The 21,588-nt window shown below is 44.2% G+C and carries 33 protein-coding genes and 1 pseudogene; all 34 read right to left on the bottom strand.

From position 1 onward, the window contains the following. Nucleotides 1-2: 2 nt before the first annotated feature. The 34 genes and pseudogenes from JCM10914_RS25950 to JCM10914_RS25795 all read right to left on the bottom strand — a co-directional run bounded on the left by JCM10914_RS25950 (nt 3) and on the right by JCM10914_RS25795 (nt 21,566). On the bottom strand, nt 3-1,097 hold the full coding sequence (locus JCM10914_RS25950; protein WP_023966602.1) for a siphovirus ReqiPepy6 Gp37-like family protein: 1,095 nt from the start codon (nt 1,095-1,097) through the stop codon (nt 3-5). Then, nucleotides 1,097-1,954 carry a phage tail family protein gene (locus JCM10914_RS25945; protein WP_023966601.1) on the bottom strand — a complete coding sequence of 286 codons (858 nt, stop codon included), beginning with the start codon at nt 1,952-1,954 and terminating at the stop codon, nt 1,097-1,099. Before JCM10914_RS25945 ends, JCM10914_RS25950 begins: the two co-directional genes overlap by 1 nt. A gap of 11 nt (nt 1,955-1,965) precedes the next feature. After that, a pseudogene (locus tag JCM10914_RS25940) lies at nt 1,966-5,954 on the bottom strand (phage tail tape measure protein). Between the two features lie 494 nt (nt 5,955-6,448). Then, complete coding sequence (locus JCM10914_RS25930; RefSeq protein WP_023966595.1) at nt 6,449-6,982, bottom strand: hypothetical protein; 534 nt, start codon at nt 6,980-6,982, stop codon at nt 6,449-6,451. Between the two features lie 63 nt (nt 6,983-7,045). Continuing rightward, nucleotides 7,046-7,636: a major tail protein gene (locus tag JCM10914_RS25925; RefSeq protein ID WP_023966593.1), complete on the bottom strand. Its 591-nt coding sequence runs from the start codon at nt 7,634-7,636 to the stop codon at nt 7,046-7,048. A 7-nt stretch (nt 7,637-7,643) separates the two neighbouring features. Further along, the gene (locus JCM10914_RS25920) at nt 7,644-8,009 is read right to left on the bottom strand and encodes a DUF3168 domain-containing protein (protein WP_023966591.1); all 366 of its coding nucleotides are present in this window, start codon (nt 8,007-8,009) and stop codon (nt 7,644-7,646) included. 2 nt (nt 8,010-8,011) lie between these two features. Continuing rightward, a complete protein-coding gene (locus JCM10914_RS25915; RefSeq protein ID WP_023966589.1) occupies nt 8,012-8,407 on the bottom strand; it encodes an HK97-gp10 family putative phage morphogenesis protein in 396 nt (131 codons plus the stop codon). Then, nucleotides 8,400-8,765 (bottom strand): phage head closure protein, encoded by a 366-nt coding sequence (locus JCM10914_RS25910; RefSeq protein ID WP_023966587.1) that lies wholly within the window; start codon nt 8,763-8,765, stop codon nt 8,400-8,402. The genes JCM10914_RS25915 and JCM10914_RS25910 overlap by 8 nt, the downstream gene beginning before the upstream one ends. Beyond that, nucleotides 8,752-9,054 carry a hypothetical protein gene (locus JCM10914_RS25905; RefSeq protein WP_023966585.1) on the bottom strand — a complete coding sequence of 101 codons (303 nt, stop codon included), beginning with the start codon at nt 9,052-9,054 and terminating at the stop codon, nt 8,752-8,754. Before JCM10914_RS25905 ends, JCM10914_RS25910 begins: the two co-directional genes overlap by 14 nt. A gap of 5 nt (nt 9,055-9,059) precedes the next feature. Then, nucleotides 9,060-9,233: a hypothetical protein gene (locus JCM10914_RS29100; RefSeq protein ID WP_023966583.1), complete on the bottom strand. Its 174-nt coding sequence runs from the start codon at nt 9,231-9,233 to the stop codon at nt 9,060-9,062. Nucleotides 9,234-9,268: 35 nt separating this feature from the next. Continuing rightward, nucleotides 9,269-10,423: a phage major capsid protein gene (locus JCM10914_RS25900; protein WP_023966582.1), complete on the bottom strand. Its 1,155-nt coding sequence runs from the start codon at nt 10,421-10,423 to the stop codon at nt 9,269-9,271. 25 nt (nt 10,424-10,448) lie between these two features. Further along, nucleotides 10,449-11,150 carry a head maturation protease, ClpP-related gene (locus tag JCM10914_RS25895; protein WP_023966580.1) on the bottom strand — a complete coding sequence of 234 codons (702 nt, stop codon included), beginning with the start codon at nt 11,148-11,150 and terminating at the stop codon, nt 10,449-10,451. Beyond that, on the bottom strand, nt 11,147-12,292 hold the full coding sequence (locus tag JCM10914_RS25890; RefSeq protein WP_023966578.1) for a phage portal protein: 1,146 nt from the start codon (nt 12,290-12,292) through the stop codon (nt 11,147-11,149). Before JCM10914_RS25890 ends, JCM10914_RS25895 begins: the two co-directional genes overlap by 4 nt. Nucleotides 12,293-12,310: 18 nt before the next feature. Further along, entirely contained in the window at nt 12,311-13,960 is a 1,650-nt protein-coding gene (locus JCM10914_RS25885; protein WP_023966576.1) for a terminase TerL endonuclease subunit, read from the bottom strand. Then, complete coding sequence (locus tag JCM10914_RS25880) at nt 13,957-14,313, bottom strand: hypothetical protein (protein WP_023966574.1); 357 nt, start codon at nt 14,311-14,313, stop codon at nt 13,957-13,959. Before JCM10914_RS25880 ends, JCM10914_RS25885 begins: the two co-directional genes overlap by 4 nt. 160 nt (nt 14,314-14,473) lie before the next feature. After that, on the bottom strand, nt 14,474-14,650 hold the full coding sequence (locus JCM10914_RS25875) for a hypothetical protein (protein ID WP_023966572.1): 177 nt from the start codon (nt 14,648-14,650) through the stop codon (nt 14,474-14,476). Nucleotides 14,651-14,661: 11 nt separating this feature from the next. Further along, a complete protein-coding gene (locus JCM10914_RS25870) occupies nt 14,662-14,997 on the bottom strand; it encodes an HNH endonuclease (RefSeq protein ID WP_023966570.1) in 336 nt (111 codons plus the stop codon). 6 nt (nt 14,998-15,003) lie between these two features. Continuing rightward, nucleotides 15,004-15,249, bottom strand: coding sequence for a hypothetical protein (locus JCM10914_RS25865; protein ID WP_023966568.1), 246 nt, complete (start codon nt 15,247-15,249; stop codon nt 15,004-15,006). Between the two features lie 5 nt (nt 15,250-15,254). After that, nucleotides 15,255-15,557, bottom strand: a complete 303-nt coding sequence (locus tag JCM10914_RS25860) for a hypothetical protein (RefSeq protein WP_197286875.1) — start codon at nt 15,555-15,557, stop codon at nt 15,255-15,257. After that, nucleotides 15,554-15,904 carry a hypothetical protein gene (locus JCM10914_RS25855; protein ID WP_023966566.1) on the bottom strand — a complete coding sequence of 117 codons (351 nt, stop codon included), beginning with the start codon at nt 15,902-15,904 and terminating at the stop codon, nt 15,554-15,556. The genes JCM10914_RS25860 and JCM10914_RS25855 overlap by 4 nt, the downstream gene beginning before the upstream one ends. 192 nt (nt 15,905-16,096) lie before the next feature. Next, nucleotides 16,097-16,285, bottom strand: coding sequence for a hypothetical protein (locus JCM10914_RS25850; protein ID WP_023966564.1), 189 nt, complete (start codon nt 16,283-16,285; stop codon nt 16,097-16,099). 1,133 nt (nt 16,286-17,418) lie between these two features. Further along, a complete protein-coding gene (locus tag JCM10914_RS25845) occupies nt 17,419-17,658 on the bottom strand; it encodes a hypothetical protein (RefSeq protein ID WP_023966562.1) in 240 nt (79 codons plus the stop codon). A 23-nt stretch (nt 17,659-17,681) separates the two neighbouring features. After that, nucleotides 17,682-18,068 carry a hypothetical protein gene (locus tag JCM10914_RS25840; protein WP_036720188.1) on the bottom strand — a complete coding sequence of 129 codons (387 nt, stop codon included), beginning with the start codon at nt 18,066-18,068 and terminating at the stop codon, nt 17,682-17,684. A 134-nt stretch (nt 18,069-18,202) separates the two neighbouring features. Continuing rightward, the gene (locus JCM10914_RS25835; protein ID WP_023966558.1) at nt 18,203-18,580 is read right to left on the bottom strand and encodes a hypothetical protein; all 378 of its coding nucleotides are present in this window, start codon (nt 18,578-18,580) and stop codon (nt 18,203-18,205) included. 4 nt (nt 18,581-18,584) lie between these two features. Beyond that, nucleotides 18,585-18,797, bottom strand: coding sequence for a hypothetical protein (locus JCM10914_RS25830; protein WP_023966556.1), 213 nt, complete (start codon nt 18,795-18,797; stop codon nt 18,585-18,587). Between the two features lie 20 nt (nt 18,798-18,817). Beyond that, the gene (locus JCM10914_RS32065; protein ID WP_148300264.1) at nt 18,818-18,982 is read right to left on the bottom strand and encodes a DUF1660 family phage protein; all 165 of its coding nucleotides are present in this window, start codon (nt 18,980-18,982) and stop codon (nt 18,818-18,820) included. Next, on the bottom strand, nt 18,979-19,206 hold the full coding sequence (locus JCM10914_RS25825; RefSeq protein WP_023966555.1) for a hypothetical protein: 228 nt from the start codon (nt 19,204-19,206) through the stop codon (nt 18,979-18,981). Before JCM10914_RS25825 ends, JCM10914_RS32065 begins: the two co-directional genes overlap by 4 nt. Further along, a complete protein-coding gene (locus JCM10914_RS32060; RefSeq protein WP_370570282.1) occupies nt 19,203-19,415 on the bottom strand; it encodes a hypothetical protein in 213 nt (70 codons plus the stop codon). Before JCM10914_RS32060 ends, JCM10914_RS25825 begins: the two co-directional genes overlap by 4 nt. A 140-nt stretch (nt 19,416-19,555) precedes the next feature. Continuing rightward, nucleotides 19,556-20,095, bottom strand: a complete 540-nt coding sequence (locus tag JCM10914_RS25820; RefSeq protein ID WP_023966550.1) for a hypothetical protein — start codon at nt 20,093-20,095, stop codon at nt 19,556-19,558. After that, nucleotides 20,092-20,511: an ASCH/PUA domain-containing protein gene (locus JCM10914_RS32055; RefSeq protein WP_023966548.1), complete on the bottom strand. Its 420-nt coding sequence runs from the start codon at nt 20,509-20,511 to the stop codon at nt 20,092-20,094. Before JCM10914_RS32055 ends, JCM10914_RS25820 begins: the two co-directional genes overlap by 4 nt. Continuing rightward, nucleotides 20,504-20,749 (bottom strand): hypothetical protein, encoded by a 246-nt coding sequence (locus JCM10914_RS25810; RefSeq protein WP_023966546.1) that lies wholly within the window; start codon nt 20,747-20,749, stop codon nt 20,504-20,506. The genes JCM10914_RS32055 and JCM10914_RS25810 overlap by 8 nt, the downstream gene beginning before the upstream one ends. Continuing rightward, nucleotides 20,742-20,975: a hypothetical protein gene (locus tag JCM10914_RS25805; RefSeq protein WP_036720154.1), complete on the bottom strand. Its 234-nt coding sequence runs from the start codon at nt 20,973-20,975 to the stop codon at nt 20,742-20,744. The genes JCM10914_RS25810 and JCM10914_RS25805 overlap by 8 nt, the downstream gene beginning before the upstream one ends. Nucleotides 20,976-21,049: 74 nt before the next feature. Next, a complete protein-coding gene (locus JCM10914_RS25800; protein ID WP_023966544.1) occupies nt 21,050-21,289 on the bottom strand; it encodes a hypothetical protein in 240 nt (79 codons plus the stop codon). A gap of 64 nt (nt 21,290-21,353) precedes the next feature. Then, complete coding sequence (locus JCM10914_RS25795) at nt 21,354-21,566, bottom strand: hypothetical protein (RefSeq protein ID WP_023966542.1); 213 nt, start codon at nt 21,564-21,566, stop codon at nt 21,354-21,356. Nucleotides 21,567-21,588 lie beyond the last annotated feature (22 nt).

Below are 21,588 nucleotides of genomic sequence, written 5' to 3'. Positions count from 1 at the left end.
GTCTAATCACTCCTTTTTACATCGTTTCTCAATCGTTTCACATAGTTCATAATTGTCGGGATTTCATTACCTAGGACAATTTCAACTTTTGAAGATGGCTCGTAGATTTCCTTAACCTCTGTAATGCGGCTGTCCATTGTCAGATTCCACGTTTTATTTTGGAGCGTTACCTGGTCGCCTAGATCCCAATCCCTTTCGTACTTGAAACTGTTTGTACTCAAAACCATACCGTTATACGTAACAATTGGAGATAATTCACCTAGCTTTTGCTGGCCCATCTCGATTAGTTCAGCGGCGTTCTCGGCAGAAGAGATATCTAGGAATGTCTCACGCCTGTTAAACCCACTGCCGCCACCCACGATCTGAATCAAACGCTCTTCATCTTCTCCTTTGCCGCCTGCATATCCTACATTTTTATATTGGAGTTTCGAGTCAACATACTGCTGCGATTGAATGTTGTCGAAATCGTGTGAGAATATAACCCTTGGTAGGATGCTCTGTCCTGCTGTCAGATCCCGGCCTGGAAGGACATCAAACACCCATTTTTTTATTTGGAAATCAAGCCGCACAAACCATCCAATATCGCACCATTCCGCTATCTCTTGCATGACCTGATCTAACGGTTCAAAGCGTGTCTGCCATGGAGTTTCCTTGCCCCTCAATTGATTTGGAGCAACAGAAAAGACCGGAACATTCCGGTCTGGGTAGATACTGCTTATAAGGTGATTGGTTACATAGTGCTTCATGACGGTTTCTGCTGGTCCTCGAATACGATCATAGTTATTGGTGACAGTTATCCGTTGATCCAGTACACCGCCAAGAGTGGGGCCGCGGACTATAAGTGTCTCAATCCCGTTGTCATCCTGGGTGATTTCCCTGTGACGAATAATGCCCGACTTGTGAGGCTGATTGTTGATGTATATAACCCGATCATGTAACAACTGATCTGTATGACGCTTGCCAATCTGGATATGCATTTCAAACTCACCCGGACGATAGAAGCGCCTTGTCAGTTGTAGACTCTCGTAGTTGTCAATCTCACCGAGCAGATTAAAATCTGTGTCTAGTATCCTTACAGATGGAGCATTAATGATCATCACCCCCCCACAAATCTATTGTGCCAGTAGATAGTAACCGTTGCTGCCTGTTGATCACTGTCTTTGTCCGATCCGTACTTGAGTATGTTTTGCCCCGGTTGAAGTTGGAAGAAGGTGCTGCCTAGATCGATCCAGTTGAATACATTTGTTCGGCTGCCATCCTCATTCAAAACCTCAACGCGTTTATTGCCAAAGGCTGTGTTGATGATTAACGTCTCTTGGTCAGACAACTCATAATTAACCTTGATGTATTCTCCGGTCGTCTCACTCTCGACAATTGGATTTGTGGCTGGCCCCTGGTATCTTATCTCCAATGGTGCAGCTACATCTCCCGAATTTGTAAAAGTACCCCGATAGGCAGAAAACGCAAACTGAGTCGGCAATCTAAGAGGAAACGTCATTCCACCCGCCTCAAACCGCAACCCTTTAACCGTTTCGTTCTCGTCCCTCCAATACGGATCATTAGCAACAAAGTTAACGGCGAACATTTGATTGCTTACATAACGATCATTAAACACAGGACTTTCCTCGGCAATTGCTGTTATCGCGTAACTCCGGGCGTCATTGCTGTATACCAGTTTTCCGGGGCCGAGCTTTGGATTCAAAATACGAACCAGATCCCTACGGCGTTCATACATCTCTTGCTGATTCCTAGCCTTAATAAATCCGACTAAAGATATATCTCTGTCCGTAAACTGCGCACTTACAAAGCTGCTACCATCTTGATAAGGCGACTTGGTAGATTTAATATCTAGCGGCGGCGCCCCCGTACCTTCTATTTTCTCCAACACAAAAGACCCGAAGGTGCCGAATACAACAGATTCGCCTCTCGGGTTTACATATGTGACTCTTTGCAATTCGACACCTCCTACATTTGCATTGCCATTTGTTGTGCAGCCTTGGTCCCGGCCCTTGAAATATCCGAAGGTGATGTAACCGGGGTATAGAAATTTTGTGTTACACTCGTCACGTGCCCCTGAACCGGACCAGACTTAGACGAATTTGAATTATTGCTGTTCGCGTTCTGATTATTATTAGCAGCTCCTGCTTGTGATGCTTCATTCATTGCTGCTACAGCCATACTACGGGCTGCATTAATTTGAGCAACGACATTCGCAATCATAGCGGATATCGCATCCACTTGCGGCTTGAATCCCGCTACCATCTGCTCACCTAGCGTCTGTCCAGCCTGGTTGTAATTGTCCCCATAACTATCAAGTAGTTCAAGAATCTCCTTTTGCTGCTTATCAATGATCATCTTTTCGGCTTCTGCTTGCAGGCTCTTGGCGCTCAGAAGTTGAGCATAATGGTTCTGTGTGTCGAGCAATTGCTGATCAAGAGACGCCTTTTGAGCAGCGTATATGGCGTTGATATTAGCCTGTTGCGCTTCATACTCCGCAAGCATGATTTCCTTTTTAGCAGCAAGTTGTTCTTTGATGGCTTCAATCTCTTCTTTTTGCTTGTTTTTCAGCTCATCTTGTTCTGTTTTCAACGCGTCTTTATGATCCTGTAGCTGTTCTTGGCGATGCCGTTCAGCCTGATCAGCAAGAACCTTGTTCAGTTCTTTTTGTAATTGAGCGCGATTGAAGTCATCACGTTCATACTCAATCAGACCTTCAAGTCGGTTTATTTTCTTTTGATCCTCTGCATCCATTTCCTCACGGCTACGTTGTTTCTCAGACTCATTCAGCGCGTCCAACTCTTTCTGGATGGCCTCGATCCGGGCATTATACGTGCTTTCAATCGCTGCTATTTCTGCATCTGCAGCGCGTTGTGCTGATTGGACACGAGCATCATAGACAGCCTTGATCGAGTCTAGTTGGGACTTCTTCCAGTCCTCATTCGCCTGTTGAGCATCGCGGATACGTTGTTCAGCAACCCGTTTTTCTTCTTGATACTTGTTCCTAAGAGCGTCCTGAACTCCCTTTGATAGGTTGTTAATACTGTCTATTCGGGCCTTCTGTTCGTCTTCAAGTATTTTCTTTAAGCTTTCTTTGTACTCGCGTTCTAGCTTCAAGCGCTCATTCGTTTGTTTCCTTACTGCCTCAGTGACTTCGCGTTCGATTTTCTTCTTTTCATCTGCAGTGTACCGATTATCAGCAAGAACCTTTTTGAGGTAATTATTATTCAGATAAATTTGGTCATTTAAGAGTCTATCGTGAAGCTTGTACTGTTCTTCAGCCGTGAATTCATCGCGAGCCAGACGGTCTTCATAAGCCGCTTGCAATTGCTGAGAGACGTAATCTGTCGTTTCCTTACGGAGCTGCTTTTCTTCCTCAATCTTCTTTTTGAGCGCTTCCTGGTGCCGGAGTTCGGCGTCAAAGATCATGTCACTGATTTGTTTGCGCTCTTCAGCGGAGTCGGCATACTGCTTTCTGATCCTCTTTAGACGCTGGATTTCCTGTTCCTCCGTGAGCTTACCGAGGCGTTTAGACTTGTCCAGATCGTCAAGAGCATTCGCAAGTGTTCGATCCCCTAGCGCCTTTCGTACATCATGTAGACGCTCCTCGATCTCCATTCGCTCTGATGCTGTCTTTACATGCTTCGCCTTGATCTGTTCAAGCGTCTTCAATTCGCTTTCGAGAGTCATTTCATCCATGCGTTTTTTATGCTCTAATTGCCGATAAGCTTCATCCAAGGCTTTGTTTTCGTAGGCCTTAGCTTTTGGAGTTTTCGGAGTCTTCGGGGTCTTAGGTTTGGTTACTTTACCTAGGTCAATCGTTGCAGGCGGTGCGACCGGTGTCGGCGGCAATTTGTTAGGATCACCATTCTGGAGTATCCCTTGTAAGGATGCTGCCTCCCCACGTAACCTAGCTAATTCACCATTCATTCTGTTTAGTATGATTTCGGCTAGACCGCCGCTACCTGATATTTTATTAATTCCTTCAGCAACTAGTATTGCAGCCTCTTGCCTCGCTATTGCATTTTCTTTAGCCGCTAACGCTTCAGTTGTCTTTGATTTAACACTTTCCCACTCAAGTTGAATTTCTTGTCGTTTGGCTTCACTTAGTTTTTCAATAGCTTCAGTATTAACATCGGTTCCAGAAGCTAGGTGAGGGAACAATCTGATCAATTCTTGTTGCGCTTGCGCCCACTCATTCGAACCTTTTTTAGCATTCTTATAAGTTTTCAGAAGATTCTCAATGTTTGCGGCCTCTTGTCTATGCGCCACCAGTTTCTTACCTGATTCAACAATTAATTCCGAATTTGCTTTTTCAGCATCTTTTACTGCTTTAGCTAAAGTTTTGATGGTACGAGCAAGATGCTCACTAGACGCTGCTGCCACTTTTCCATTTTCATCAACAAACTTTAATTCCACACCTAATGCTGCTGCTTCCGCTGTTAATTCTTTGAAGTTAACTCCTAGCTTTTGAGAAGCCTCAATAAGAGCTCTGTTAGCTCCACTTTCGCCTCTAAGTGCACTGTTCGATTGCGAAGCCAATGTGGCAAGTTTGTTATAAGTTTCTGCAAGTTCATTGAGCTTTTCTATTTTTTCCTGAGTAGCTGCGATTTCTTCATAGTTAATACCTTTTTCCTGTATGTTCTGTAATTCCAATTGAGCGGCAGCTAAATTCTCAGCAGCTTCCTTGTTGCTATCCATCGAACTTTTGATTGCGAAAAATGCACCTGTAACCGCAGCTACAGAGGTTACCACTAACCCCCAAGGTGTTACAGCTAGCCAATTGAACGCTAGTCCTAAACCTTTTACTACAGGGATAAGTGACCCAATACTTTGAACCAACTTCCCACTGACAATTAGTAAAGGACCGGCTGCCGCTGCCAAAGCAAACATGGTTATAATAGTTTTCTGACTTTCGGCATCAAGGCTGGCGAACCACGCTGCTCCTTCTTCGATGGATGTGAACAACGGTTCTAACGCATCTAGGGCAGCCATAATAGCCGGTACAAGCGCATCACCAAGCGTGATAGCAGCGTCTATGATCCGGTTGCCTAGCATCTTTAGTTGTGATGCTGTTGTTTCATAGCGTTCATTCGCTTCGTCAATCAGTGCTGTGTTCTCTTCCCACGCCTTGGTTCCCATTTCAAGCGAGTTACGCAAAACATCGCCTGCACCGGATGTACGAAGCAATGTATCACGAACCCGGATTTCAGACATTCCCATCTTATCCAGTACGGCGAAGGTGTTTTCTCCGGCTTCTGACATGCGCCCTAACCCTTCAATAAAGGCCAATAGAGCAGATGCCGCGTCCTTTTCGAATGTATCCTTGAATTGTTGAGCAGACATGCCAGACACGGCCGCGAAGTCATCCAAGCTTTCGCCGCCCATTTGAGCAGCCATAGCCATGTTGATCATGACACGGGAAAATGCTGTACCGCCTGCTTCTGCCTCAATACCTACCGAGGACAAGGAGCCGGCGAATGCAAGGATTTGCGCTTCGGTCAAGCCGATCTGTTTACCAGCACCAGCAAGCCGTAAGCCCATCGTTACAATTTCACTTTCGGTAGTGGCTAAGTTGTTCCCCAATTCAACAATTGTGGCGCCTAAACGGTCAAAATTTTCTTGCGGCATCTGTGTAATGTTAGCCAGCCGAGCAAGTGCCGTGGCTGCATCTGTCGCTGACATATTCGTGCTACGCCTAAATCAGCCATGGTGCGTGTGAAGCTCATTAGGCTTTCATTCTTGATGCCCAATTGACCGGCTGCTTCAGCAATCTCCGCAATAGCTGTTGCTGATGCAGGAATATCCTTAGACAGTTGTCTTATTTCTGCGGAAAACTGCTTAAATTCCTCTTCTGTTGCATCTACAGTCTTTCTAACACCCGCAAATGCAGATTCATAATCAATAGATGCTTTGGCCCCCGCTGTCCCAACAGCAACGATAGGCAAGGTTAACATCGTGGTCATCTCTTGACCGGCTGCCTTCATCTTACCGCCGATGTCATCCATCTTCTTCGCTGCTGCATCAATGGCCTGCGAAGCCTTGTGCCAAGCAGATGATTGCTTATCTATCTCAGCCGTTGTCTTTTGTAGTTCATTATGCAATTTATTGTATTCAGTTGTAGCTTTATTCAGCCTAGTTTCAAGCTTCTGCGTCTCTGCGGCATCCTTACCTTTTGATGCTACTGCCTGTTCATGCTGTTGCTTTAATTTGGCGATCCGCTGTGCTTGGATCTCCATTTTCTTGTTCAATCCGTCAGCCTTTGTACTCAGAGCATCTTGTGAACTCGCATGATCCCCGAGCTTAGATGTAGCAGCTTGGAATTCACTTTCTACTAGCTTCATTTGTCGGGTTAGTTCAGCCATTGATTTTTCAACGCCAGTATCATCAATGGATAGCTTGGTGACTAGATTAGCGACTTCCATGTTTTCGGACAATGTTTCTCACCTCCCTATAGGTACTGGTCAACAAACGCTCTAGCCTGCGCGCTTTCTTTACTTTCCGGTTGCGCCTGATCAAGCCCATTTACTTGCCGATGGATATCCCACATGGCAAAAAGTTTGCGCGGCGTTGTACGCCAAAAGACCGCCTCACTTCTGTTAAAGAGGACGGTTCCCATATAAAAAAACCAAGCCCAATCCCATCCTTTTTCTATGGATGCGGTGTCGGTACTTGGTTTATTGGTTGTATTCGATGTATTGGATTCTGGCAGTCCTATTGATACCGCCTGAAGTATTTTCTCAGCTATATAATAATGTGAAATGTCATGGGTCCATTCAATGGTTTGTTCTACGGTTAAAGCTTCATCGTCATGCAGCAGGCCAATCCATAAGAGCAGAGGAATCGCGCCCTTTGGATTTGTATTAAGTTGTTCTATCATTCCGTTAAAGGAACCGAAATGTTGTTCCGTTTCATAAAACGCGTTTAAATCAAACATGATGTATCTTACTTTGTCTAACTCAATTGGGGTTTTTTTGTCCTTCATGACTCCACCCTCTCAATATAAAAAGAGAGGGTTTAGACCCTCTCTTGCGTAGTAAAGTTTGTTTTAAGGAGTTGGTACTGAAGATGGAACAGGAACCGCATCAAACCAAGTAGCTATTTTCGCTGCACTATCTGGATTGCTACTTTCAGCTCTTGTTCTCCATCTGCCATCGTACAATCTTTTTAGAAATGTGGCGGTGATGGTTGGTGTTTGGAAGTTAATATCATCTTGTTTCGTTTGCGCTTCTTCAGCAGGGAGTTGGAACTTACCTTTAAGGAGCCATATATATACAAAACTTCCGTCACTCATGGATCTTCGATAACCAAGCGCCACCTCTGGAGCTTGGTCATCTCCACCGTCATGCAGTAATCCATCAGCATCAATAGTGGATCCCAATAAGTCGGCTTGCATTGCGAGCGGCAGGGCTGCTACACCAATTTCGACAGTAATCGGCCCTAGAGCGTTCGCTGTGACAATTGGTCCATCATTACCATTAAGCGTAGCCGAATTAACGGTAGGCGTTACATTAGCTGTGATCGCTGGTAGCATCGGGATTGGAGTGTCGTATTCCACACCAGTTTTGTCATCCTTGATCAGTTTAGCGTAGTAGATATCCTGCAAACCTACAGGCACTGCAATTTTTTCATTAGCCATATTAATATCAACCTCCGAGTTTGATTGTTTTGTATCTTAAAATCTTGCGAAATGATTGGGACGTACTGTCATAACCGTCTTGGGCACTCGCGCGAAAAAACTTCTGTTCTTCCATCGTCCGGTCAACCTCGGTAGCTATGGGGCCGGTATTATACGGAGTCCAGATGTCAAAATGAAAGTGAATCTCGCTACTGAGCGCCTTATCTGATGCGAAGTTATTATCAAAGTTCGTAATCTCTTGGAAAGTGATGTACGTCTTCAAACTGGCATCAGGAGAGACAAGGGGATAGACATGAGGCCCTTCGAGCAAAGAAAAAAGCGCCGCATTATTTAGCAGCGCTTGTCTTATATCCGTTTTAAGATCGATAAACACCCCTACCCCATCCCCTTCCTCATCGTGATTGCAATGACTTGTGATAATCGTGCTTTGTTTTCGTGAAATGCAGGATACACAAAAGGTTGAGCTGGTGTTTTTTTGGTTCCATACTCCAAAAAGTGCGCCCTCCATCCCGTCTTTTTGCCAGGACCTATTAGAATAAAGCGTTGTCCCATGTACCCATCTCGCCGCACATTACTTACTTTGATGTCATCTTCAATATGAACATGATCAATATTGCTTCGCACAACTTTTTCACGTTGAGCTGCAGCTACTATTTCACCGGCTGCCCGAAGGCCTTGATTTTCCACGCGATGAACGCCTGAATTTAGTTTCTGCCGGATGTTTGCAAGCATCTGCTCAACGCCTTGAAGCTCTACGCCGCCACTAGCCATTGGTTAGCTCCTTTGCCATGAGATGCGTTTCAGTGCGATCATTGAATACGTCATCTAGCACGGCGGTAAGTTCATAGGTTCGATTATCCTTTAGATCAACTAAGCGCATATCCGAGGTAATCCCCTCTCGGAATCGAATCTTGTACCGAACCGTTGTTTCTGCTTGAGCAGCAGCAGCCGCAAAGAATTCACGTCCTCGGATGGGTTCGCGATGGGACCACAAAGGATTGAAGACGTCTTCCCACGGATCTTTAACAGGAAAACCCGCATCGTCCACTAATCGTCCCTTCTTCTGGATGGCAATGCGCCGATTCAGCTTCCCGGCATTCAATCGTGGTCGATACTTAGGTTGTTGCATTGGGATCACCTTCTATCTCGATTGCTTCCAGCGCTTTACCAAGGTTTAGATTGTTGATTTGCGTTAGAAAATTGGTATAAAAGTATTCAAGTGCATCGTTATAAGCATAACGGGAGCGCTCAAATACCAGTTCTTTAAATCTTTCGTTTGTGAGAATGTCGTATTCACCGCAAATATTCGTTAAATCCTCGTATGATGCTTTAAGGATTCGTGTTAAGTTCTCATCCTCTCCATCTTCCAAGCGCATGCGATCCTTGAATTCTTGTAGGATAACCGGAGTAATTACCATTGGTATCACCCCTTGTCATTTTCCTGGACTTCCTCGATGAATACCAGTTTGTATTTGTTTTTGGTTGACGACAATTCCTTAAGTCGCGCCTTAGTCGCTTGTGCACCTTCCTTGGGATAAACGTCACCGACCTCGTAGGTATGTTTGTTTTCTTTGAATCTACTAACTACCTTGTACATTCCAATCACTCCTTAATGCAGGATGAAGACCCCGATTAAGGGGTCGGTGTAACCGCGCCAAATTGGATATCCAGATCGTAAAGCAATGCAGTTTTGTTGTCTTTTGGCTTACCGTTAGCGAATTGTTTGATCGTATAAAGCATCGCATCTTCGATTGCAAGCGTTTGGTCAAATTTATTTGCTTTGTATCCACCAGCCAGAGCCGCAAGATATTGTCCCTGAACGAAGAACAACGCTTGGCCAGCCGGGATTTCCTCGGACTCAACAACCTTAATGTTATACGGAAGCGCCGTCACCCATTGACCGTTTTCTGTTTGGATCGTGTTGCGGAACTGTACGCTGATGGCGTCCACCGGATTCACAACCATGACGACCTTGTTCAGCACTTTGCGTGATTTACCAGCGGCGTCAGTAGACAGTGCCTTAATGACATCGTGCAGTTCCCCGGCTACCACTTCACCAAATTGAGAAGGGGCGAATGTCAGTGTACCAGACGATGTTTTATCAGTAATAGCACCGTTCGCCGCAACATCTTTAATCAAGCCAATTGGCTCACTCTGAGATGGACCCCGACCATTTACCAAGCCGTATTCAAGACCGACAGAGTAGCTTTCCACCAGCAACGTACGAACGTAGCGCTCGACCCATACTGGACCAAGTTCCAACATGTCCTTAGGGATTACCGCAAATGCAGTAAGTTTCAGTTGGCCAATTTGCTCTTCACGGAATGCCGCGCCAACTTGACCTTTGATTTCTCCGAAAAGATTGCCCCACGCGAACGTTTTAGTTGGGTCCGAGTAGATGAAACGAGTCACCGCACCCAGGTCTTGCAAACCGATTGCATCCAACAACGGATGAGCTGCAACCAAGTCTTCAAACACGCGTTCTTGAGTAGTAACCGGTAGGATGGAATCTTCATCAAAACCGCCAAAGTCAACAACCGCATTGAAAAACTTGCGTTCTTCAGATGTCAGTACGTTTTGACCTCTGGACGATAGGATTTGACTATCAACGTTATCGTTACGGACTTGAGTCGTGATTTTCTCCGTAAGATCTCCAACTAGCGATTCCTGCATTTCATTCCATGCCACTGCTTGCTTTTCGGCGTCAGCACCTTCTTTAATCAGGTTCATATACGCCGCTTTTTTCTCTTCAAAGTTCTCCATTTTACCCTTGAGCTTCATTGTCATTTTCGATGACCTCCGTTAAATTGAATTAAAAAAAGATCCGAGTCACCGTTGCTGCTACAGCCGCTGGTTTCGGATCTTCCTTTTGAGATTGGTCTTTCAATTGTTGCAACTCGTTTCTCAATTCCAATATGTGTGCTTGCATCTGCTCATAATCATCTTTATTGGCTGGTTGGCTGAAGGCAACGATTTTGTTATTGAAAATCTCAGCCTGTTCTTTGAATAATTCAGACTCAACAACCTCTGGGACGGCATCGATAATTTCATCTGCTATGCCAATTTCAATAGCTTTGGAAGCAGATAAATATGATTCTCTATCGAGCAATTTTTTCGCTTCTACTGCGTTAACCCTGTGAGTGTAAGAAGCCAAGACTGATTCTCCGATACTATCTAAATCGTCAGCTTTTTTTCTAAGTTGATTTGCATTGCCAGCAACAACAGTCCAAGCATTGTGAAGCATGAATTGAGCATTTGAATACATTCGCACCACATCAGCGCCCATGCAGATAATACCCGCTGCACTAGCAGCAATGCCCGTAATATCAATCGTCACCTTGCCCTTATGGGCGCGCAATGTATTCATGATATCAATGCCTACGAACACATCTCCACCGTATGAGTTTATCTCCAGTTCGATGTCTTCATCTTCTTTTACGGTTCTCATTTTGTAGTTGAAATCCCAAACACTTGAACTCCAAGTGGCGATGTCACCTTTAATTTTGTGCTTCATTTGTTCTCACCCCCTCCCGTTGAGTCATCAGCCGCTCGCTGATAGTTTTTTGTCAGTACGTATTCTTCCAGTGCTGGATTGTCCACCGGCTCATCCCCCAACTTGATTCTGATCTCATTGCCGTTGTAAACACCGCTTGCACGCAACTTGTCAACGGAATTTGCAACCTCAAGCGGATTCAATTCGGCAACGCCCAAAATATCAATTTTTTCCCCATCCATATAGTCGGGCTTGGTGATGAGTTTTGCGTTAAGCTCATCCTTGATCTTTTTAACAAGCGGGCCGCTACAAAATTTAACGTAAGCCTTAATCCCGGTCTCATACTCCGACATTTCTCCATGAATAAGCGATGTAGGTATGCCAAGGATATTTGCAACATGGTTGATCAAATCGCGCTTGAGTTTAGCTAGTTCTTCAACGGAACGCCCGGCCTTGTCACCCCCGGCAACCTCGGTATATTCAAACCCTTTCAGTTTAGGAATGATTGCGACCGCGTTTTTCCTGATCGAATTAAAAAGTCGGTCGATGAATTCCTGTAACCTTGTTCGGTTCTCCTCCTCAAGGTTTTGAGTGGTATCAACACTGACCGTCCCACGAATCTGATTGCTGTGCTTATTGGTCTCAATCATGCGCGTAAACAAGTCCGCATAATCCCCGAACATGCCATCCATGAACTTGGTCAATTTCTCGTTGTTGTAAGAGACGTGAATGACCTCATCCATTTGATAGGTTCGTTTAAAGGTGTATCCTTTAACCGTGACATTCCGAAATACATCTGGATAAACTGCAAACTCTTCACGGTCGAAATCATCAGCGATGAGCAAATCGTTGTTGTCTGATAGAATGACTAATACTTCATTTTCGTAAATCAGCTTATATACGAAGCTCTGCCAAAAATCCGATGCTGACTGATCCGTGTTCGGTCTAACATTCAACAGATAGTGCCAGTCGTTATAAATCCGTTCTCCGTTTTTGGAAATGCGGAAATCACTTTGGCTGATTGTTCGACCGATGAAGTTAATGCATGTTTCAAGCGCCATCTGCTTTAGATACTTTCGCGGATTCATTTCATAAAAGAGATCCAAATCAAACATCGATTCCAATTCTTTGTTGCGCCTTAGTACGCTGTCGAGAAATTTCATTCTATTTATCACCCCCTCCTAGAAACTCAGCCCCTCTAACAAGTCCAACGCCTGTCCAATGTCCGTTTCGTCTTCAAAGATATTATCCGCTTGCCACAATGCATGAATAAAAGCATGGAATCCATCCGTCTTCCTACGGACCTCGTCTTTTTTCAGATACTCTTTATTGCCATCTTTCTTGATGTGCACATAGACGTTATTGGTGTACCATCTCATTAACGGGTTATCTCCGAAGATGATGTTGTGGTTAGCGAACATCGTTTCAACCCTTGGTGCTAACAGCGAGTGGATCGCTTTAGGGTTACGGATATACAACAGTGTAAATCCTTCTGCTTCTAACGCCGTTTTCACCAAGTCCAGTCGAAATGTATCAGCTACTATTGTGTTCACCCCGTACTGGTAACGCATCTCGACAAACCAATCCACAATATGTTGTATGTTTATGACCGGCTCATCTACAATGGTTAATAGTCCATCAGCTTCCCATTCCTTAATCGGGACCTTTAGCTTTACATTGTCTAGAAACCCTTGACGGACAAAGGAGTGTGTCTTCCACACATAGTTAGGGCCAACCTTGAATAATAGACCGACTGCAGCAAAGTCCTTGATGCTTGCAAAGTCTAATCCCCCCACAGCGGTTCTGTGCTTCAACTCTGGTAACGGTCGATCCGTTGCAACGATATCCTCCCAGGAAGCTACTGTCTTATCCAGACTCACTACCGGGTGATTCATCCGTTTAGTCACAAACTCTTCCCGGTTGGATGGGTTGTTTGCCAACTGTTTGTACTGGGTTAGAACTTTTTTGAACAAGCCCTTTGCATAAAAGCCTCTTGGCTTGCTGAACATCGGATTAGCCTTCTCCCACGCGTCTGGATCATCTACCTCTATGACATCATCTATCTTGCAAATGAACGGGAACAACGGATCATCCAAGTCCTTCCCTTCCATGATGTTCAAAGCGCGTTCCTTCATCTTGTCAAGGAAGCCCTCGCGAACATAACCATCTGTACCAATAAAAAATTCCCTAGCATTCGGCACTTTACCAAGGCCGCTAGAGAATACGTTTACGGTGTCTGAATTTTCATATTGATGGATCTCGTCATATATCACACAGCCATCACGCAATCCGTCTTTCGTGCTTGCGTTCGAAGTATGATATTGCAGTGTACTTTGGGCGTCATTCCCTTTTATTTCAAGCTTGGTCCGGTAAAACATTTCTTCAAGGACTTCACTCGTACCCACAACATCATATATTTCCTTGAATGATGTTTTAGCCTGAAGCTCGCTATTAGCGACAATGGAAATATTGTATCGCGGTATTCCGTGCAATGGACTAATGAAGAAATGACTCAATGAGGAAATGAATCCGTTTTTACCGCCGCCCCTTGCCATCGTGATGAAAAACTGTTCGTAAAATACTGAATCATCTTCTTTGTAGAAGAGAAAGACAAAGGATGCCATAAACTTCTGAAACGATTGCAGAGGGAAATACCATTTTTCCGTAAACTTGATGTAGTTCTCAATCATCTTATCGTTAAAGTAAAGGTCATCCCGGACCAATATATACTTTTCCAGGTAATCAATAAGCATGATGCGCTCTTTATTCAGCTTAATCTTACCTGTTCGGTATTGACGAATGTATTCTGTGACGTGCTTATTTTGGATCATATGAGATCATTTCCAGAGCGCTTCGGTTTCACATCCTCAACTACTTCTTTAGGCAGCAAGTTAAACAGCTTATCACAAGCAGCTGTGTACCGATTAATCATTGTGTTATAAGATTTCTGGGAGGGGTTCTCGACAAACATTGTTTGGGACCCGTTTTCAAACTTGTAAGTAGGTCCTTTTGTCTTGATGTCCTCTTCCAGTATTTCAAGCGTAATTGTCATAAAAGCTACACGTTCGATCAATCGAGACGCTGCATCTCTTTTGTCGTCTGTTATGCCCTTAAAGATATTATCCCATCGGTTGATTTCCTTTTGAATCAGTTCATCTTGCTTTGACTTATCAGGCTTTCCCATGTTACCCCCCTCCCTTTACGCGATATTAGTGATGAAAATCTCGGCAATAGACTCCCCTCACCGGTGCCCTAGGCTCAAAAATTCGCAAAACCTTTTGACCGGGGGGTGTCCTGACATTTTCTACCATTTTTTCATCAATCCCACGCCAATTCGTGAACCGTCATTCCTCGCCATTCAGAAAGCTTTCAAGTTGTTCCTTCTCTTCAGCGAGTAACAATAACTGTGTTTCTGTTTCCCTCAGTTCATTTATCAAATAATCAATGTGTGCCTTGATTGACGCTTCACGACTTTGTGTTTTGTTTAACCTTGCTTCTACAGCCTTTCTTACATGATGCATGTTATCCCCCCTCACCATCGTTCATCTCCTTGCCACTTGTTCACGTTCAGTTCGAATGCTCTCCCATGCTCTTTGTTATGACAAGCCACGCACACCGTCTCTAGGTTGTCTATATCAAGTGCTAACACTGGATGGTGTTCTAACTCCTTGATGTGATGGACTACCAGTTGTATCTTCTTGCGCTTCGCTCTCTCGCTATACTCATTGGTGTCGATACTCACTGATCCGTTACGCTTGCACTCTTGGCATTCATAGTTGTCTCGTTCCTTTACTACTTCTCTTATACGCTTCCACTCTTTGCCGTCATAGAACTTCCGTTTCTGCTCGAGAGTTTTGTATTCGTTCATGACGCTCTATCCATTCTTCAAGATGTCATGTCCGCACTGATTACACACATATTCCTTATGCTCGAATATTTTTTCTGCATATAAAGTCATTTCATCCAATGGACCACCACACTCCGAACATGTCGCCTCGTCAATCTTATCTAAGTCGTCAGCTAGTGCCGTTGCATGCTTTGCGATTGCTCTCAGCTTCAGTGATAACAGATCAGTGTTCACGCTAAGCGTTACACTTATGCCATCATTCTTTTTATCCATCTTGTTTATCCCTCCACTCTCTGCCTAAGCTCATCCATCTTCTCTTTGATTTGCTTCTTGATCTTCGCTTCCTGTTTGGCTGCTGCGGCATGATCGTAATGCGGACTCAGCAGCCTACGTTGTACCTTCCGCACTCTCTCCTGAAGCTTGCGTATCTCTTCGTTTGTATAGAAGGCGATGTACTCATGACCACAATGAGGACAGGTGAAGTATATCTTTTCTATCCCGTCATGTAGTTGTTTGAATGAGTAATCATTAAAGGTAAAGGCTTGGTTACATCCTGCATTACAGTGTGTTGATATGCTCATGACTCGCTTATCCTTTTTGCTGCATCTCTCAAAGCGTTTCCTAGTCGTTCAGCATGTTCAGTAGTTTTTTCACTCACTTTTCTAAATCCATATTCAAGCTTTGATGTATCAACATCAGCAAACAGTTTAACCACGATGTTTCCTGCAACTGTTTCTTTATTAATCCCCAAGTCGTCTTCAATGCTGTCCAATACTTTTAGTATTCTCTCAGTTATACCTTCATGGGTTGTATGTCCTCTCAGTTCTCTTAACTGCCTCAGATAATCCAACTTCAATTCCGTCTCATGCATCGGTACAGCAGTTGTTGACGGAGTGATCGAATTGACCTCGCCTAATACTTTTTCCATTTGATATCACCCTTTCATCGTTTATTAATTTGTCTGCGTTCATCTCGGTTCTGCGGCCCGTTCCATCCCTTTGTTACTTTGACCAACCATTGAATGAGTTTCATTCTTTACTCACCCTTTCTTAATCAGTGTCTACCGTATTGGTATTTACTCAAATAAAAAAGCCGCCGAATTATCATCAGCGACTTATCATTAAAATATCTCTGAGCTTACTTTCTTTCCTGACTTCCATTTATCATAAACAACTTCGCATTGTCCTCCCCATTTACGCAAAGCTACTTGCAAGGATTCTTTTGCTGTGTTCTCGTCATCTCCAACATATTCATGCTCATAGTGATAGTTATCACCGATCACATACACCACATGGATTATGCCGTTCATTTCATCACCTCATGCAGATGATATCATAATTAAAATTGATTGGGATACCAAGACCGTGCCGTATAGTTATCTTGATATCCCACACCCGTATACCGATCCATTAATCCTGATAGCCGACCGGTTAAGTTAAATCAGGATACATATGTTTTATACTCACTCATATGTAAGTGTCCGGTGCTGCCCCGGTTAGCATAGACCTTGACAGGATTCGAACCTGTCTATTACCATGAAGGCCATAATATAAAGCGGTGATCTTACCCGCATTCCCCGCACAGCACCCTTGACGATCCACGTCTACGGTCAAATGACCTACAGCACTGCCGAGTCCTGCAATGATAAGGGTTAGCAGGGACACCCGAGCGTTTAGCTCTATATCCCCACTTTAATACTCTACCGCTTTAAGATGGCGACACGGTACAGACGTAAAACAGACACAAAAAAAACCTACCAACTATGCGCTGGTAGGATCTTATTTGCGTTTATTGTACTCTCTCATATATCGGTTTCTGTCTAGTCGTTTGCAATCGTCCGAACAAGTAGTGCTGCCGTTGACGGGTTCAAACTCTTTGCCACACCAAGCACAGGTATTAGGCCTTTTACGCCGTTTTATCTTCCGCGGTGGATTTATTCGATCCTTATTGTCATGATAAAAGACGATGGACGTGTTGCGGTCATACTCTGCCGTATGGATCGGCTTGCAATCAGGGCAGAAGCGCTGTAAGCCTGCTATAACCGTGTACGGCTCTTTACAACGCTCGCAGTTGTCTATACTTCCAAGCTTCCGTACATCGCCTTTGCGCTCTCGTTCGCGCCGTTTGGCTCCGAGATTTCTTGCTCTTATCACTCGGCAGGCAGGACAATAGTATGCCCGCGGCCCTCCCTTGAACTTATTCCCACATTCAACCACAATACATTGGCGATCCAGGATCATTAATCCTCACCACCATCAAACCTACTCTTTAACCACATTGGCGTCCGCCCCTCAAATAATGCATCCGGTCGAGGGAATCTGCTTTCTTTCCCGCGATACTTCGGATTAAGCATTGCTAACGCTGTTTTAGTTACGTTTTGCCGTGTGGTGTTTCCGAGTTTATTGGCTAACCACACGGCTCCAACGTAATTGAGAGGCGGTGCTACTTTACCAGCGTAATACCTACCGGGTTATCCCAATCACAGATAGACGATTCATCTGTAATCTCTGGATCAATGATGGACCAAGTAAGTATGTATTCATTTCCTTCTGCATCTATAGCAGGAGCAGTGTACAACTCACCTTCGTCAGTAGGATAAGGGTCCTTTGTGGTCTTAAGCGTTTTCCCTTCCCATTCAATAACCGTTGAGTTGAATTCGTTCAGATCGCTAAATGTTTTCATGGTGATAACCTCCAATTTATTTTTTATATTACATTGACCAACACTTGTGATTGTTCGATGTCACGAATTTCACCATTATCAACTTGAAAGAATCCACGGCGACCGTTGTTGTACTCATAAACGCCATTTTCAAGAATGAATACTTTGTATCCGAATTCGTCATTACGATCATGATTCAAGAATTGGCGCTTCATTTTGTACGTTTGGCAAGGTCCCGTGATTTGAGCAAGCCATGTTCTGTATTTACGAGTATCAGCTTTCAGTTCGAATTCCACACTTCTTTTTACTGGAGCTTTTGTTTCTCTCCAAGCCATGGCAAGAGCTTGAGCAAAGTATTCTTTTACTTTACCGCCGAAACGTGTAACTGCCGCCTTTGCAATCTCCCAAGCTCTTACCATGACGTTTTTCATCTTCATTCGCTCCCTTTGGTTTAATCTCTTGCTCTGATATAAATATACCATTAATGGTTGCCTAATGCAACCTTTTATTAAAAACTTTATGATTATTCCCAATATAAAAACCCTCTAAACAGAGGGTCAAATGTCTAATCTATATCCTGAGTAAGCTTCAATGTCCCGGCGATGGCCTTTACACCCTCTCGTACCTTGCGATCAAGTGAGCGGTCGGTAAAGCGGCTCCACTTAGATACTGCCGCCCAGCGTCCATGATGCTCAATGAATCGATAATGCATAATATCTCGTATCTCGTCATCGAGAATGCACTGTATGGCTGTCTCCAAGGCTTCTGTCTTGCGCTTGTACTTGGTTAGTACCTTTTGTTCTATGTCGTTTAGTTCCGCCTTCTGGCTTAACACAGCGATTGTACGGCACATGTCAGGATACTTCTTAAGCTGCTGCCGTACATATTTAATTTCGTCTGCTGTAGCGCTTGGAAAGAGTTCCATCTGTACCACCGCCCCCATAGGTTCACCCCTCAATAAAATCGAATATGGTTGTCTGCCCTTCCTTCACGAACTCCTTGGAGTCACATATCAATCCGCGCTCGAGCCAATCAGCAGGAGCTTCATGCTTGTAATGGGGCCATATAGGATCACCAGCCCGGGAGCGCTGCGGATTCTCTTCTTGCGCTTTATCTGTCCATACCCAATATGATTGTGCTGTTACCGTGTTATGTGTCACTGTTATCCCTCCCTGACCAGTTAATATGGTCCTTTCCTGCGTTTAAGTTCCTCATATCCATGCGCGCTTTCTGGCAATCCTTTTTTACATCGCCAGCAATGTCTCCCCGTATAGGTTATTCCTTGTCCGTATGTGTGTTGTGTCCATCTATGACCGATCAAAGCGCATATAAGCTTTTTTATCATTCGGTTGTTTCCTCCCCTGGAAGGTTGATCCTCTCAGCGTAATGTGTAACATGGGTTTTGAAGACTTCTTTTCCGAATTCCGTTTCCACTTCGAACACATTTTGTATTGCATCGTAATGGGCGTATCTCATGTCAAATCCCAATTTATGTTCAAGTAAGATAAGGTAATATTGCTCTTCGATATCATCTGTGTGGCTTGGATCGTACTTTATCCAGTTAATCATGCTTCGCCCTCCTCTAATACTGCCAGTAATGAGGCCTTACAACGGATTTCTGGAGAAGCATGCATCATGTCGTATTCTGTGCAACTTCCCTTATCAAGAAGAATTATTTTTTTAACATGGTTTGTATATCTCCAGAACAACTTATCCGTGTTCATTTTCTCTTCCGCTTCCCATGCTGCGGATATGTCGGTGGAATAGGTTTCTACGATGTATCCATATTCAGCCGGAACGATTCGGGTAAGGGTCGGTTATATCGTCTTGTATCCATTCGACCTTCTTCCCGAATAAGTGCTGTTCGACCAGCGCATCCAATTCTCTCCCCGGCTTCATAGCAATATCTCTTCCCGTTTCATTTGGTTTCCTCCTTTGGGTAAAGGGAATCAAATTCAAATTCATGAAGGATCTGCAACAACCGTTCTACTACTGGCGCCCTCCATGCTGTCATGGCATAGGTATGGGCTTCATTTGTATAGTGATAATGATTCAGTTCAATATGCCGTTTGGCTTCTGCTTTGGTTAAAAACATCGTGTTTTCACGTATAAAATGTTCTTTTCTGGTCGGTATTAGATATGCATCCTCATCACGATAAGTCTGAATCCAATCTAATGCGCTGTCTGGACAACCAATCTCCTTAAACTCCTGTAATTCTTCACCCGATAAATCCCCATCTTCTTCTATATCTTTAAGGTATGAATCTACTTCATATGATTCTGCGGCATCTGGCAGATAAACATAATGTCTTTCTGCGTTATCCTCTAAACACTCAACCCATCTATAATCGCCAACCGCCCAAAAACGCGGTGCTGCCTGACAATCATTTGCCTGACTATTTAATTCTGATTGAAGACTCTTCAAAAACTCGATATCCTTTTGCCAGTCTCTACTCATTCCACTACCTCCAAACTGGTCAAAGGCCAATCGCCAACGACACCTTTCAATCTCGCCCTTAATATGTCTGTATTGCTGATGCTTTCCACGATACCCTCCTTGCCGAAGAAAGAGGAATCTGCGGAATCTATTATCCAGACCTTATCTCCCGGCTTAATGTTGGGTACTGAATCAACAAGGCCCAGAATAACGAATCCTTCTTTCACATATTCCGAATCGTCCAGCATGTAAGATACCCTGCGAACAAGTCCGCTGCCTGTGTATCCGTCCTCAGGCTTCCATTCTTTTAAAACCAATGTGTCACCAACTGCATAGTTACGATCATTCTTGCGGACTTCAAAGGTCTTCGTTCCGTTCCATACGGCTTGAAAGTATTCCGGTAGAATCTTGAGTTCATGCTTTACTTGGTTATTCATGGGTTACCTCCTTTCTGTTGTATTTGATATAGCCTGAGAAGAAATGCGGATTCTGGTCATGCAACCGATTTACAGCCATCTGGGCCCGGTTGGTGATTGTGCTGAGAGGTCTAGGTAAGTCCAATGCCTCCTGCATTCTTTCGTCGCTTGCAAAGTAACTAAGCTCCTGTATTGCGTACGCCAGCAATTTATATAGTTGGTAATGCACTTCTTCCTTTGATGCATCTTGATTATTCATATCTACCCTCCAAAATTTTTGCAGATGAGAGCAAGTTTTCAAGATAGACTATTCTTCTTTGAAAAAATTCCTGTTCGTCTAAGGCGTCTCGAATGGATCGGGTGCTCCCATTTTTTCGTTCTTCTTCTACCCGGCGAGCACATCGCTCAACATGGAAACTTTTAATGTGTTCTAGCTCTGTTTTAATACGATTGGCTCCTGTACTTGTTAAAATTGCTTTGGTCATCTTCTCTTCTTCCTCTCTAAAGGGAATCATTCCGTTCTAATGCACGATATGTTAGCGGCAGCCGTATATAGGGTTTAATCCTTTTCCTTCAAGGCTTCAGCAAGAATGAATCCTGCTGCATTAGGTTGAACGCTGCATATACGATCTAGGGCTTCTTCCATAGCCTTCCGTAGTCTGTCTACCTCAGTCCATGCAACACGCTCAGAATCCAACGCTTTCTCCGCATGATCGTCAAGTATCGGTACACCTTGTGCATTGTAGAATATGTGAGCTTCTCTGATTTCTTGGCGTTCGGTTTCCGTCAATCTCTTCATCCTCTATACCTCCTTATAGTTAGGTAGGGGAGGGATTAGACTCCCCTGGGGTTAAACTGCTGTCTCACAGACCTACAAGCTTTCGTGCTACGTACAGATCGGCGTCATGCGGCTCTCTATCCCATATATTCGAAGCAGTTACCAGCATTTCAATAAAGTCCTTTTGCATAGCAATGGGAGCAGCTTTCATGAGTTCATAAACATCGTCTTGTATGTCCGCTTGATCTACACAACTAAACAGCCGGATCAATAATTCGCCAATTTCCTGTTTCCTCATTCCGTCTTATCCCTCCTTGGGT

The sequence above is a fragment of the Paenibacillus sp. JCM 10914 genome (assembly GCF_001315105.1).
GTDB lineage: Bacteria > Bacillota > Bacilli > Paenibacillales > Paenibacillaceae > Paenibacillus_AQ.
The sequence above is the reverse complement of the archived record's forward strand: the minus strand, read 5'-3'. Positions and strand labels throughout refer to the sequence as shown.

What these genes read in the sequence shown, in the direction of transcription:
- JCM10914_RS25910 (WP_023966587.1), bottom strand. Translation starts at nt 8,765, where the DNA reads ATGCAACAACCTAAGTATCGACCACGATTGAATGCCGGGAAGCTGAAT.
- JCM10914_RS29100 (WP_023966583.1), bottom strand. Translation starts at nt 9,233, where the DNA reads ATGTACAAGGTAGTTAGTAGATTCAAAGAAAACAAACATACCTACGAG.
- JCM10914_RS25865 (WP_023966568.1), bottom strand. Translation starts at nt 15,249, where the DNA reads ATGGATAAAAAGAATGATGGCATAAGTGTAACGCTTAGCGTGAACACT.
- JCM10914_RS25870 (WP_023966570.1), bottom strand. Translation starts at nt 14,997, where the DNA reads ATGAACGAATACAAAACTCTCGAGCAGAAACGGAAGTTCTATGACGGC.
- JCM10914_RS25820 (WP_023966550.1), bottom strand. Translation starts at nt 20,095, where the DNA reads ATGAGTAGAGACTGGCAAAAGGATATCGAGTTTTTGAAGAGTCTTCAA.
- JCM10914_RS25855 (WP_023966566.1), bottom strand. Translation starts at nt 15,904, where the DNA reads ATGGAAAAAGTATTAGGCGAGGTCAATTCGATCACTCCGTCAACAACT.
- JCM10914_RS25950 (WP_023966602.1), bottom strand. Translation starts at nt 1,097, where the DNA reads ATGATCATTAATGCTCCATCTGTAAGGATACTAGACACAGATTTTAAT.
- JCM10914_RS25875 (WP_023966572.1), bottom strand. Translation starts at nt 14,650, where the DNA reads ATGCATCATGTAAGAAAGGCTGTAGAAGCAAGGTTAAACAAAACACAA.
- JCM10914_RS25905 (WP_023966585.1), bottom strand. Translation starts at nt 9,054, where the DNA reads ATGGTAATTACTCCGGTTATCCTACAAGAATTCAAGGATCGCATGCGC.
- JCM10914_RS25845 (WP_023966562.1), bottom strand. Translation starts at nt 17,658, where the DNA reads ATGAAAACATTTAGCGATCTGAACGAATTCAACTCAACGGTTATTGAA.
- JCM10914_RS25860 (WP_197286875.1), bottom strand. Translation starts at nt 15,557, where the DNA reads ATGAGCATATCAACACACTGTAATGCAGGATGTAACCAAGCCTTTACC.
- JCM10914_RS25800 (WP_023966544.1), bottom strand. Translation starts at nt 21,289, where the DNA reads ATGAAGAGATTGACGGAAACCGAACGCCAAGAAATCAGAGAAGCTCAC.
- JCM10914_RS25930 (WP_023966595.1), bottom strand. Translation starts at nt 6,982, where the DNA reads ATGAAGGACAAAAAAACCCCAATTGAGTTAGACAAAGTAAGATACATC.
- JCM10914_RS25795 (WP_023966542.1), bottom strand. Translation starts at nt 21,566, where the DNA reads ATGAGGAAACAGGAAATTGGCGAATTATTGATCCGGCTGTTTAGTTGT.
- JCM10914_RS25890 (WP_023966578.1), bottom strand. Translation starts at nt 12,292, where the DNA reads ATGAAATTTCTCGACAGCGTACTAAGGCGCAACAAAGAATTGGAATCG.
- JCM10914_RS25925 (WP_023966593.1), bottom strand. Translation starts at nt 7,636, where the DNA reads ATGGCTAATGAAAAAATTGCAGTGCCTGTAGGTTTGCAGGATATCTAC.
- JCM10914_RS25895 (WP_023966580.1), bottom strand. Translation starts at nt 11,150, where the DNA reads ATGAAGCACAAAATTAAAGGTGACATCGCCACTTGGAGTTCAAGTGTT.
- JCM10914_RS25810 (WP_023966546.1), bottom strand. Translation starts at nt 20,749, where the DNA reads ATGAATAATCAAGATGCATCAAAGGAAGAAGTGCATTACCAACTATAT.
- JCM10914_RS25915 (WP_023966589.1), bottom strand. Translation starts at nt 8,407, where the DNA reads ATGGCTAGTGGCGGCGTAGAGCTTCAAGGCGTTGAGCAGATGCTTGCA.
- JCM10914_RS25900 (WP_023966582.1), bottom strand. Translation starts at nt 10,423, where the DNA reads ATGACAATGAAGCTCAAGGGTAAAATGGAGAACTTTGAAGAGAAAAAA.
- JCM10914_RS25880 (WP_023966574.1), bottom strand. Translation starts at nt 14,313, where the DNA reads ATGGGAAAGCCTGATAAGTCAAAGCAAGATGAACTGATTCAAAAGGAA.
- JCM10914_RS25850 (WP_023966564.1), bottom strand. Translation starts at nt 16,285, where the DNA reads ATGAACGGCATAATCCATGTGGTGTATGTGATCGGTGATAACTATCAC.
- JCM10914_RS25840 (WP_036720188.1), bottom strand. Translation starts at nt 18,068, where the DNA reads ATGAAAAACGTCATGGTAAGAGCTTGGGAGATTGCAAAGGCGGCAGTT.
- JCM10914_RS32055 (WP_023966548.1), bottom strand. Translation starts at nt 20,511, where the DNA reads ATGAATAACCAAGTAAAGCATGAACTCAAGATTCTACCGGAATACTTT.
- JCM10914_RS32065 (WP_148300264.1), bottom strand. Translation starts at nt 18,982, where the DNA reads ATGATAAAAAAGCTTATATGCGCTTTGATCGGTCATAGATGGACACAA.
- JCM10914_RS25885 (WP_023966576.1), bottom strand. Translation starts at nt 13,960, where the DNA reads ATGATCCAAAATAAGCACGTCACAGAATACATTCGTCAATACCGAACA.
- JCM10914_RS25805 (WP_036720154.1), bottom strand. Translation starts at nt 20,975, where the DNA reads ATGACCAAAGCAATTTTAACAAGTACAGGAGCCAATCGTATTAAAACA.
- JCM10914_RS25825 (WP_023966555.1), bottom strand. Translation starts at nt 19,206, where the DNA reads ATGATTAACTGGATAAAGTACGATCCAAGCCACACAGATGATATCGAA.
- JCM10914_RS25835 (WP_023966558.1), bottom strand. Translation starts at nt 18,580, where the DNA reads ATGGGGGCGGTGGTACAGATGGAACTCTTTCCAAGCGCTACAGCAGAC.